This window comes from Hyalangium sp., from assembly GCF_035629615.1.
In the GTDB taxonomy this organism is placed as follows: Bacteria; Myxococcota; Myxococcia; order Myxococcales; family Myxococcaceae; genus Hyalangium.
Genome location: NZ_DASPHO010000160.1, coordinates 1 through 11,315, shown reverse-complemented (window position 1 = coordinate 11,315; position 11,315 = coordinate 1). Strand labels below are relative to the sequence as shown.

The 11,315-nt window shown below is 71.5% G+C and carries 8 protein-coding genes and 1 pseudogene; 7 read left to right on the top strand and 2 right to left on the bottom strand.

Annotation, left to right across the window (positions count from 1 at the left end; all coding sequences use genetic code 11):
• From VD972_RS08210 to def, 4 genes are all read left to right on the top strand, one after another.
• Positions 1-670 (top strand): helicase-related protein (locus VD972_RS08210; RefSeq protein WP_324983358.1); only part of this gene is annotated, 670 nt, incomplete at its 5' end.
• A 15-nt stretch (positions 671-685) separates the two neighbouring features.
• On the top strand, positions 686-6,247 hold the full coding sequence (locus VD972_RS08205) for a DUF4388 domain-containing protein (protein ID WP_324983355.1): 5,562 nt from the start codon (positions 686-688) through the stop codon (positions 6,245-6,247).
• 7 nt (positions 6,248-6,254) lie between these two features.
• Positions 6,255-6,716 carry an inorganic diphosphatase gene (locus VD972_RS08200; RefSeq protein WP_324983351.1) on the top strand — a complete coding sequence of 154 codons (462 nt, stop codon included), beginning with the start codon at positions 6,255-6,257 and terminating at the stop codon, positions 6,714-6,716.
• Between the two features lie 55 nt (positions 6,717-6,771).
• A complete protein-coding gene (gene def / locus VD972_RS08195) occupies positions 6,772-7,293 on the top strand; it encodes a peptide deformylase (RefSeq protein WP_324983348.1) in 522 nt (173 codons plus the stop codon).
• Here the strand turns inward: def and nth are convergent.
• Positions 7,259-7,963 (bottom strand): endonuclease III, encoded by a 705-nt coding sequence (nth, locus tag VD972_RS08190; RefSeq protein ID WP_324983344.1) that lies wholly within the window; start codon positions 7,961-7,963, stop codon positions 7,259-7,261. The two genes, def and nth, sit on opposite strands and share 35 nt — an antisense overlap.
• Before the next feature lie 48 nt (positions 7,964-8,011).
• Between nth and ltaE the strand changes: the two genes are divergently transcribed.
• Complete coding sequence (ltaE, locus tag VD972_RS08185; RefSeq protein ID WP_324983337.1) at positions 8,012-9,040, top strand: low-specificity L-threonine aldolase; 1,029 nt, start codon at positions 8,012-8,014, stop codon at positions 9,038-9,040.
• A 32-nt stretch (positions 9,041-9,072) separates the two neighbouring features.
• Positions 9,073-10,107 (top strand): M23 family metallopeptidase, encoded by a 1,035-nt coding sequence (locus tag VD972_RS08180; RefSeq protein ID WP_324983333.1) that lies wholly within the window; start codon positions 9,073-9,075, stop codon positions 10,105-10,107.
• A gap of 58 nt (positions 10,108-10,165) precedes the next feature.
• Here the strand turns inward: VD972_RS08180 and VD972_RS08175 are convergent, their stop codons facing one another.
• Entirely contained in the window at positions 10,166-10,435 is a 270-nt protein-coding gene (locus VD972_RS08175) for an HU family DNA-binding protein (protein WP_044190499.1), read from the bottom strand.
• 315 nt (positions 10,436-10,750) lie between these two features.
• Between VD972_RS08175 and VD972_RS08170 the strand changes: the two are divergent.
• Positions 10,751-11,315 (top strand): annotated as a pseudogene (locus VD972_RS08170) (hypothetical protein); the annotation flags it as partial.

Sequence of the window (11,315 nt, the reverse complement as noted above, 5' to 3'; positions counted from 1 at the left end):
GGATCGGGACGCGGCCACCAGCGGCGAGCGCGTCACCGAGCTGCTGGCCGCCTTCGCCCGCCGGGAGCTCGACATCCTCGTCGGCACGCAGATGGTGGCCAAGGGCCATGACTTCCCGGGCGTCACCCTGGTGTGCGTGGTCATGGCGGACACCTCCCTGGCCATCCCGGACTTCCGCGCCGCCGAGCGCACCTTCCACCTGCTCACGCAGGTGTCCGGCCGGGCCGGGCGGGGGAAGGATCCCGGCCGGGTGCTGGTGCAGACGTACAACCCGGACTCCGAGCCGGTGAAGCGGGTGCTCGCCCATGACTTCGAGGGCTTTGCCCAGCAGGAGCTGGAGTGGCGCCATGCCCTGGCCTACCCCCCCTTCTCCCGGATGACGGCCGTCCGGATTGAAGGCGAGCACCCGGAGCAGACGGCCAGTGTGGCTCGGATGCTTGGAGATTTCCTCTCCCGGCGGATGCCACCCCCCTCTGCCGGGGTGCGCATGCTGGGGCCGGCGCTGGCGCCCATCTCCCGCCTCCGAGGCCGGACGCGGTGGCAGCTCCTCCTGAAGGGGCCCACCCATGCGGCGCTGTCCCCGTTGCTTGCCCGCCTGGAGGTGAAGCTGGAGGACATTCCGTCAGGGGTCAAGGTCACGATCGACGTGGATCCCGGGGCCATGCTGTAGACTCAGGCGGCTTCCATGGCCGCCCCGGTCCTCCTCGTCCACGACGACATCGCCACCATTGCCACCGTCCGTCGGCTGCTCTCACGGGAGGGGCACGAGGTCATCCTCGCTACCTCCGTCGCGGATGCCCTGATCGCCTTCGGGCACTACCAGCCCTCGCTCATCATCCTGGCGTCGGGAGTCGAGGGCGGCCGGGGGCAGCTGGTGCTGGAGGAGCTGGCCCAGCACCCAGAGGGTCACCAGGCGCGGGTGCTGCTGCTGGGAGAGCCCATTCCAGGCTACAGCCTGCCCGTGGCCTCCGTGCCGCTGGAGCCGCCTGGCTTCATCCAGACCGTGGGCGTGATGGTGAATGGCCCCACGCAAGCGGAGGACTGGCGGATCCAGGAGGCCCACACCCTCGCGGTTCCCCAGGCCGAGGCCTTGCCCGAGACCGATCCGTGGCAGGTTCCTCCTCCCTCGGAGCGGAGCAACCCCGCGCTGGCCAATGCCCTCTTCGGGGAGATGGGGGTGGCGCCGCAGGTGGACTGGGGGACGGAGACGGCGGGCGCGCAGAGCAGGGCTTCCCAGGATGAGCAGCAGCGGGCACGGCAAGCGGTCCAGGCAATGGACGCGGCCTTCGAGCAGACTCACCAGGAGGTGGAGGCCGAGGCGGTGGCCTCGCTGGAGACGAGCCTCGCTGCTCAGCCTGCTGCTGCGCCGGAGCCGGAGCCCCCTGGAGCGCAGGAGGCGGGCGCCGCGTTCACGTTTGTCGGCACCGAGCCCGTCACCGAGCAGGAGGCGCGGGCCGTATCGGGAGATCCGGTCCTGATGGACCCGATGGACCTGGAGGCGGACACCGGCCTGTCGATGGCGCAGGAGTCCGTCACCGTCGAGGCCTCGGCAGGGAGCGTGGATTTCTCCGCGGCCGAGGAGATCACCGTCCAGGATCCGGCGGCCGCCGAGCCTCTGGCTGAGCCTGAGCCGGAGCCAGTGGCCGTTGAGCCCGCGCCGGAGCCCATGGCGGCCGAGCTCGCGCCGGAGCCCATCGTGGCCGAGCTCGCGCTGGAGCCCGTGGCGGCCGAGCCTGTACCGGAGCCTCTAGCGGCCGAGCCCGCGGAAGAGCCCATGGCGGCCGAGCCCACGGCAGAGCCCATCGCGGCCGAGCCCGCGCCGGCTGCGGGCGGTGATGTCGATGAGGAAGAGCTGCGGCGCATGGAGGAGGAGGTGCGCAGCGAGGCTGCCGAGCGGCGGCGCCGGAAGCAGGAGGCGATGTCCTCGCTTGCCGCTTCCGAGGCTCCCGAGGAGAGCTTCGCCGCGGAGCCCTCTGTCCCGAAGACGGATCCGGGCGAGTCGTTCGTCTCCGTGCCCGCGGAGGATGCGTTCTCTCTCTCGGAGGGCGGCGCGCAGGAGTCCGAGACGGGCAAGTCTCGTGTGGAAGGTTGGGCGGGACTCGGCAAGGAAGCGCGCGCAGCGGGCGGGAGTGTGGAGGAGGAGGTCCGGGCCGAAGCCGCGCGCCTGGCTCAGCTCGAGATCGACGCGGCACTCACGCGCGAGCAGGAGGAGCTGGCGGCGAAGAGCGTGCCATCGCCGGCGCCGCCCGTGGCAGAGGAGACGCCCGCGGAAGCAGCGGCCCCCGAGGAGCCGGTGGCCGTGGCGCCCCAACTGGGGGATGAGGGCTTCTTTGATGTTCCGGCAGGGGATGATGCAAGGGCGAGAGCGCTCGCGGCGGCCGAGGCCGAGCTGCGTGCGCTGCGTGGAGAAAGTGGAGCACTGGCGGCCGTGACGGAAGAAGCTCCCCCGTCGGTGGTGATGGGGGGAGGCGAGGAGCCGGAACAGCCCGAGCCGACGGTGCAGGAACGGATGGAGCGGACGGCGCGCTGGGCCCGGTTCGGGGAGGGGCCCTCCACGCTGCAGGAGCGGATGGAGCGGACGGCGCGCTGGGCTCGGTTCGGGGACGCTCCAGGAGCTTCGATGCAGGAGCAGATGGAGCGGACGGCGCGCTGGGTCCAGTTCGGCACGCCTCTCCCGAAGGAGCCGGAGGAGGAGGCCACGCACTCCCTGCAGTGGGTGGAGCCAGGGGCTGCGCCGGCGGAGCCTTCGGTGTCGGAGGAGCTGACGTCGCAGCCGCTGGATGAGTTCGTGCCGGACATCACGCCACCGCCCGTGGCGGATGACCTGCCGGCTCCCCCTGTGGAAGAGGTGGATGAGTCGGCTCAGGAGGGGACGGCGGAGCCCGCGAGTGACGACTCTTCTCGCGAGCTGATGCGGGCGGCTCGGGCGGAGCTGGAGATGGAGTCCGTCCTCCGTCTGCAGGCCGAGCACGCGGCAGTGGTGGAGCGGAGCCGCACGGAGTCGCTCCAGGGTGAGTTCGAGCGGGAGGCCGAGCTCCGGACCGAGGCGGAGGCAGCCCGGGCCCTGGCGGAGGCGGCGCAGGGGGAGGCGGAGGCGGCGCGAGCGCGGGAGGAGGCGCTGCGGCGGGCGGAAGAGGAACTGCGGCGGGCGGCCGAGCAGCAGGCGGAGGAGCTGAAGGCCCGGGTCGCGGCGCTGACCAAGGAGAAGGAGCACGAGGCCCGACTCCGCGCCGAAGCGGAGCGGTGGGTGATGGAGTTCCGCGGGCGTGAGGCCGCGATCGCCAAGGCCCGTGCGGAGGAGGAGAAGCGCCGCAAGGCCATGGAGGCCGAGGCCGAGGCGGCGCGCGCGAAGGAGTCGCGGTTCCAGGCGCAGGAGGAGGAGCTGGCCCGCCTCCAGGCACAGGTGGTGGCGCTGCAGACGGAGACGAGCGAGCAGAGCCGCCTCCGGGCCGAGCTGGAGGGGCGTGCCCAGGAGGAGTCCCGGAAGCGCAGGGAGGCGGAGGCGCAGGCGGAGATCGCTGCCCATGCGCAGACCGAGGCGGAGGCGCGTGCGGAGGCCGAGGTGCAGCGCCGGGCCGAGGCAGAGGCTCGGGCCGAGGTGGCGGCCCATGCGCAGACCGAGGCGGAGTCTCGCGCGAAGGCAGCTCGGGCCGAGATCGAGGCTCGGGTCAGCGCGGAGGAGCTGTCGCGGTTCGACGCGCAGGTACGTGCGGAGGCGGAGGCGCTCGCCCGGAGCAAGGCCGAGGAGCGTGCGAGCGAGGAGGAGCAGAAGCGGGCGGAGATGGAGGCCCGGCTGCAGCGGGAGGCGAAGGCACGGGCGGCGACCGAGGCTCGAGTGAGCGCGACGCTCCATGCGCGAAGCGAGTCGGACGCGCGGGCCGAGGCGGAGGGGCGAGCGCGCCAGGAGGCGGAGGCGCGAGCAGAGGCCGAGGCGCAGGCGCGAGCGGAGGCGCAGGCGCGAGCAGAGGCGGAGGCGGAGGCACGAGCTGCGGCGGAGGCGCGAGCAGAGGCGGAGGCGCAGACTCGCAAGGACGCCGAGGCTCGTGCAGAGGCGGCGGAGGCGGCGCGCCAGGCGGCAGAGGCGCGAGCGGAGGAGGAGGCGCGAGCGCGTCAGGAGGCCGAGGCTCGTGCGGAGGCGGAAGCCCTAGGGCGAGCCGAAGCGGAGGCCCGCGCCGAAGAGGAAGCCCTGGCGCGCGCGGAGGCGGAAGCCCAGGCCGAGGCAGAGTCCCTCTCCCGGACCGAAGTGGAGGCACGGACCCAGGTAGCTGCTCTGACACGTGCGGAGGCGGAGTCTCGAGCCGAGGCCGAGGCGCGCGCTCGTGAAGAGGCGCAGGCGCGTTTCGAGGCGGAGCGGCGCCGCAGGGCCGAGGCGGAGTCCAGCGCTGAAGCCGAGCGGCAGGCGCGTACTGAGGCAGAGGCCAACGCTCAAGCGGAGCGGCAGGCACGTGCCGAGGCAGAAGCGAGCGCTGAAGCCGAGCGGCAGGCGCGTGCCAAGGCAGAGGCCAGCGCTGAAGCCGAGCGGCAGGCGCGGGATGAGGCCCAGGTGCGTGCCGAGCAGGAGCGTCAGAGCCACGCGGAGGCGGAGGCCCGTGCAGAACAGGAGCGGCAGGCCCGGGCCGCTGCGGAGGGCCGTGCGGAGGAAGCGGAGCGTGCCCAGGCCGAAGCCGAGGAGAGACTCCGGGAGGTGACGCAATCCCAGGCGGGTGCCGAGGAGCGGGTAGGCGCGGAGGCCCAGGCGCGAGAGCAGCTGCAGGCCCGGCTCACGGCCGAGCTCCAGACCCGTACCCAGGCCGTGGCCGAGACGCGGGAGGAGTTGGAGCGCCTCCAGGCGGAGGCGGAGGCTCAAGCCGCTCGCGCATCCGAGGAACTGGCTCACTGGAAGGCTCAAGCGCGAAGTGCCGAGGAGACCTCGAGCCAGGAGAAGGACGAGGCCGCCGGGCGCGAGAGGCAGCTCCAGGAGCAGCTCGCCCGGCTGGAAGCGGCGTTGGCCCGAGAGCGTGGCGAGCGTGAGCGGCTGTCCCAGGAGCTCGGGCGCATGGCCGCGGAGACGGTCCGGGTGGAGGTCGAGGCCGCCGAGCGGCTTGCCACCTCCGAGCGAACGCTCCGCGAGGCCGAGGACGCAGCGCGCCGCGAGGCCGAGTCGGTCGCGAAGGCGCGTGCTGAAGCCGAGGATCTGGCGGCCCGGATGCAGTCCGCGGTCCTCCAGATCGAGGCACCCGGACAGCCCCGGGTACACGTCCCTCGGGCCGGCAGCGTGACGCAGGAGGGGCTCGCCAACCTTCTCCTTCGGCTCTGCGAGGGGCGCGCCGAGGTGCGCCTGGAGCTCAAGACGGACGAGGCCCTGCGCATCCTCTGGCTGCGGAGAGGGAGCCTCGTGGGCGCGCTCTCCTCGGCGCCGGGAGAGACCCTGATCGACCGCGCGCGCCGGGACGGGCTCATCGACACACGCCAGGAGCACGAGCTGCGGCTGGTGCGCGCCGCCTCCACGAGCGCGCTGCTGGACGCGCTGCGAGGCCGAGGGTACCTGCGAGAGGCCGAGTCCGTGCCGCTCGTGCAGCGCTACACCGAGCAGGTCTTCCTCGACGCCTTCGCTGAGCCCTCCTCTCTCTACCGCGTAGCGGAGGAGCCGCCGCCTCACGAGGTAGCGCTCGCGGCGGCCACGCGTCCACCCCAGCACCTGCTGGCCGAGGCGCTGCGCAACTCCCTCTCCGTGGAGTCCTTCGTGACGCAGGTGGGCGGGCTGCGCGCTGTGGTGGCGCGCGGGGACGCGGGGCAAGCGCCCGAGGGCTTCGGGCTCTCCGCGCGCGAGCTCCAGCTGCTGGCGAAGGTGGACGGGGAGCGGACGATCGAGGAGCTGCTGCTGGGCGCGGGGTTGCCGCAGGAGACGGTGCTCAAGACCTTCGCCGTGGCGAGGGTGCTGGGGCTTGTGGCACTGCGGCTCGTGGCCGAGCCCACGGGCGAGCTACCGCCGGAGCTGGACATCCGTCGGCTCGAGGCCAAGTTCGAGGAGGTCCAGGAGGCGGACTACTTCACGGTGCTGGGGCTGGCGCGCACGGCGGGGAGCGAGGAGGTGAAGCGCGCCTTCGAGCGGCTCTCCACGGAGTTCCACCCGCTGCGGTTCGCGGGGCATCCCGACGCCTCGCTCCAGTACCGCGCCCAGCAGGTCCGCGACCTGCTGGCCGAGGCTGCGCGCGCGCTCGCCGACGACAGGCTCCGGGCGGAGTACGCCCGCAACCTGCTGGACTGAGGGGCCCATGGCTCCTCTGCCCGAGTCCTCTCCACTCCCTGGGCTCTCGAGCGAGCCCGAGGTCCTCATCGAGACGCCCCGCGGTTCCTGGGTGAAGTGGCGGTCGGACGGGCGCGTGGACTTCATCTCCCCGCTGCCGTGCCCCTACAACTATGGCTGCATCCCCGGGTTCGTCTCGGACGATGGGGACCCGCTGGATGTGGTGGTGCTCGGTCCCCGGCTGCGCCGGGGCGAGCGTCTCCGCGTCCCTGTGGTGGGGGTGGTGGACTTCATCGACGCGGGCCGGGGCGACCCCAAGGTCATCTGCAGTGGCAGGCCGCTCGGAGAGCGGGAGCGCGTGGGGGTGGAGCGCTTCTTCCGCGTCTACGCCCAGTTCAAGCGGGTGCTCCACCGCCTCCGCGGTCAGGTACCCGACACCCGCTTCCGGGGATGGCTCGTCGGCCCGTCCGGGGGGCCACAGGACAGGTAACGCCCGGCGTCAACCCGGGTTGCTCGCCCGGTCCAGGAGCGTTAAGAGGGGGCCTATGGTTCGTGAGATCCTGATCTGGCCCGATCCCATCCTGAAGCAGACGGCCAAGCCGGTGGCAAAGGTGAATGACGCCACCCGCGCGTTGGTGAAGGACATGTTCGAGACGATGTACGCCGCTGACGGTGTGGGCCTCGCGGCCCCGCAGATTGGCGTCCTGCAGCGCGTCATCGTCCTGGACACCACGCCCCGGCAGCCCGAGTCCAAGCCCCTGGCGATGATCAACCCGGAAATCATCGCCATGGAGGGGGAGACGACGTTCGCCGAGGCGTGCCTGTCCATCCCCGGCGAGGCGGAGGATGTGGACCGCGCCGCCGTCGTTACCGTGAAGTTCCTCGATCCGGAGGGGCAGGAGCAGACGCTCCGGTGCGAGGGGCTGCTGGCCATCGCGGTGCAGCACGAGGCGGACCACCTGAACGGCACCGTCTTCGTGGACCACGTCTCCTCGCTCAAGCGCGAGATCATCCGCAAGCGGATGAAGCGCCTCAAGTCCGAGCGCGATCAGCGTCCGTCGGCCTAGCCTGCTTCACGCCGCGCCGAGGGCACAGCGCTGCCACGACGCAGCGCTCACAGGCGGGGCTGCGGGCGAAGCATGTGCGCCGCCCGTGCCAGACGAGGAGCTGGTGGCCCGTCATCCAGCGCTCGGGAGGCACCAGGGCCTGGAGATCCTCCTCCACCTTGTCCGGGTCCTCCTGCCGCGTGAAGCCCAGCCGGTAGGCCAGCCGCTTCACGTGCGTGTCCACGGGGAAGGCGGCATCCCCCCCCAGGTGGATGCACACCACCCCCGCCGTCTTGCGCCCCACACCCGGCAGCTTCTCCAGCGCCGCCCGGGAGCGAGGCACCTCGCCGCCATGCTCGGCCACCAGCGCCTTGGCCGCCGCGACGATGTTTTTCGCCTTGTTCCGGTACAGGCCGCACGTCTGGATGTAGGGCTCGACGAGCTCGGGCTTCACCGAGGAATAGGCTCGCGCGTCGGGGAAGCGCTGGAAGAGCGCGGGTGTCACCAGGTTCACCCGCTTGTCCGTGCACTGCGCGGACAGGATGACGGCCACCAGCAACTCCAGCGGGGTGTGGTAATCCAGCTGGATGCGGACCTCGGGCATCTCGGTGCCCAGCCGGTCCAGCACTTCAATGGCCCGCAGCCGCTTCGCCTCGGTAGTCTCGCGTCCCACGCCTTGGCTGTATGACATAACCGCCCTCGTCCTAGAAGAGGGATCCCACCCACCAGGTAGGAAAACATGAAGCCCATCGACTTCCGCTCCGACACCGTGACGAAGCCCACGCCCGCCATGCGCCGCGCCATGGCCGAGGCCGAGGTGGGGGATGACGTGTATGGAGAGGACCCCACGGTGAACCGGCTCGAGCAGCGGACCGCCGAGCGGCTGGGGCTGGAGGCGGCCTTGTTCGTCCCCTCGGGCACGCAGGCCAACCAGATTGCCATGGGCCTGCACTGCCGCCAGGGGGACGAGGTCATCACCGAGGCTGGCAGCCACATCCTCCAATACGAGGGCGGCGCGGTCTCGGCCCTCTGGGGCATCCAGCCGCAGCCGCTGCCGGGCGAGCATGGCCTGGTGACGCCGGAGCAGGTGGCGGCGGCGGCCCGCGGGGAGAACGTGCACGCCCCGCGCTCGCGGCTGCTGTCGCTGGAGAACACCCACAACCGAGGAGGCGGGACGGTGTGGCCGCTGGAGCGCTTCCAGGCCGTGGTGGAGGTGGCCCGCAAGGCGGGGCTGGCCGTGCACCTGGATGGAGCGCGCCTCTTCAATGCCCAGGTGGCCACGGGCACCCCGGCGGCCTCCTGGGCGAAGCTGACGGACACCACCTCTGTCTGCTTCTCCAAGGGGCTGGGAGCGCCGGTAGGCTCGGCGCTGGCGGGCTCGGCGGCGCTGATCCGCGAGGCGCGGCGGCTCCGGAAGCGGCTCGGGGGCGGCATGCGGCAGGCGGGAATCCTGGCCGCCGCGGCGCTCCATGCGCTGGAGCACCATGTGGAGCGGCTGGCCGAGGATCACGCCCACACGCGCCGGCTGGCGGCGGGGCTCGCGGAGCTGGCCGGGGTGAAGGTGGTGGATCCCTCCCGGGTGGAGACCAACATCCTCCTGGTGGAGTTCACGCGTCCAGCGAGTGAAATGGTCTCGCGGCTGGCTCCCCTGGGGGTCCTCTTCAATGCCACGGGCCGGTACTCCGCGCGCCTGGTCTGCCACCTGGACGTCTCGGCCGCCGATATCGACGAGGCGCTCTCCCGGATCCGCCGGGCCCTGGAATCTTGACGGAGGAGCGGTCGTGGTAGGCTCCCGGGGCCGTGCTACGCCTCGTTGCCCTCTCGGTGATTGCCTTGCTCGCTGCGTGCGCCACTCCGCGCGCGGAGAGCAAGCTCAGCTTCGATGAGGCCTTCGGGCCGGCTCCCCAGGCTCTGGAGCCCACCGCTGCCCCTGCCACGGCGCCCGTCCGCTTGCGCCACAAGTCGCGAAAGCTGAAGGCGCCCGGAAAGGATCTGCCCACGGCGCGCACCTCGCCGGAGCTGCAGGCCGCGCTCGCCTCGTTCGTGAACCAGGCCCGGGAGTACCGCCGCCAGGTGAAGCGAGGCAGCCCCATGCCCTCCGAGCAGGCCGAGAACTGGGAGGCCGTGACGGGGGCCCTCGACTCCTTCCTGGAGCGCCCCGCGGAGAAGACCTCCTCACTGGACGTCATCCGCGCCCGGGTGACGCTGGAGGCGGAGCTGGAGGAGGACGCGCGGACCTACGGGGACATCCCCGAGGTGCTCGCTGACTCCGTGATCAAGCGCGTCACGCAGCTCTCGGTGCGCATGTCCGAGGTGCGCCGGTTGATGGTGACGACGGTCCGCGAGGTGCCACGCTTCTCCTGGCCCATCTCCCCCGTGTCCGTGACGAGCCACTTCGGGGAGCGGGCGCACCCCATCCTCGGAGAGCTGAGGGATCACCTGGGGATCGATCTCGCCGCGAGGCGGGGCCAGGGGGTGTTCGCCGCGGCCCCAGGGGTGGTGCTCAACGCCGGGTGGAACGGGAACTATGGCTATCAGGTGGAGGTCCAGCACGCCGCGCGGGTCACCACCCGCTACAGCCACCTCGCGCGGGTGATGGTGGAGCCGGGCGAGATCCTCGAGCGAGGGGATCTGGTGGGCCTGGCGGGGGACACGGGGCTGGCCACGGGCGTGCACCTGCACTTCGAGCTGTGGAAGGACGGCCGGCCGAGGGATCCGATCGATGATCTGGAGCGAGGGGTGGACAGCTCGGTGGAGCTCAGCTCCGCGTCGCTCCAGGAGACGTCGCCTCCCGCAAAGCAGCAGGGGCGCCGCCCGGCAGGACGACGCCCCTGAGGATGGGCCGCCGGAGCGTGCCAGAGCCCTGGCGAGCGCTTCGGGATGGGAGCCCGGACTACAGCGAGTTCTTCAGCTCCTTGGCCGGGCGGAACCCGATGGTCTTCGAGGCCTTGAGCTTCATCATCTCGTTGGTCTGCGGGTTGCGGATCTTCCGCGCCTTGCGAGAGCGCACCGACCAGGTTCCAAAGCCCGGGTAGCTGAAGCGCGCATCCCGCTTCACCGCCTTGCCAATGTTGCTGAAGACGATGTCGATGATCTCCGCCGCCGACTTCTTCGTCAGGCGGGACTGCGCAGCCACCACCTCCACGAGCTCTGCCTTGGTCATTCGCCCCTCCATCTACGGTTGTCTTGCGCTGAGCCGCAACCTGGTTGCGGTTGGTAACAAATCGCTCTTTTCCCTGTCAATGATAGACCTGCACCCCGCCTCTGAAAATTGGCTTGAACACTGGATTTTTGACGGCTGATACAGGAGGCGTAGAGAGGAAATGATCGCGAATTCGATGCAACGTCTCACGCGCCGCTTGTGATGCATTGAGAGGGATTGTGATCGGATGAGCTGGGTTTTCTGTGTTGTTTCGATCGCTTACGCACGTTCGCTGATCCGGTGGCATGGATGGGGTGGGCTAGAGTCGAGGCCCTCATGAGCCCACGCCCCCTCGTCCTCGCGCTGCTGGTGATCGCCGGCTGCCGCTCGTCCTCTCTGCCCCCCCCCTCGTCCCCGGGGCAGGCGCCTCGGGGGACGGAGGTGTGGGTAGATGGGGCACGGGGGGACTCCGGGGAAGGCACGCGGGAGCGGCCCTTCCGGACCTTGGCGGAGGGACTGGCCGTGCGTCCCGCCCCCACCGTGCACGTCGCTCGAGGGCTCTACGCGGGCCCCTTTCTGCTCCCGGAGGGCGCTCGGGTGGTGGGGGAGGGGGAGAGCACGGTGCTCTACGTGGAGGGCCGGGAGCCCGTGGTGCGGATGGAGGCGGGTGCCACGCTCGAGCGGCTGGCGGTGCAGGGAGGGGGGTGGGGGGTGAAGACGGCGGGGGCGCTGAAACTTGATCGCGTGGCATTCAGCGGGCAGCGGGAGGGGGCGGTGCATCTGACGCCGGGTGGCCGACTGGTGGCGGAGCGGGTCCAGCTCGAGGCGAGCCTCTCGGAGGCGGTGGGCATCGCGCTGGAGGGGGCGGTGAGCGCGGAGGTGAAGGGGAGCACCTTCCTGG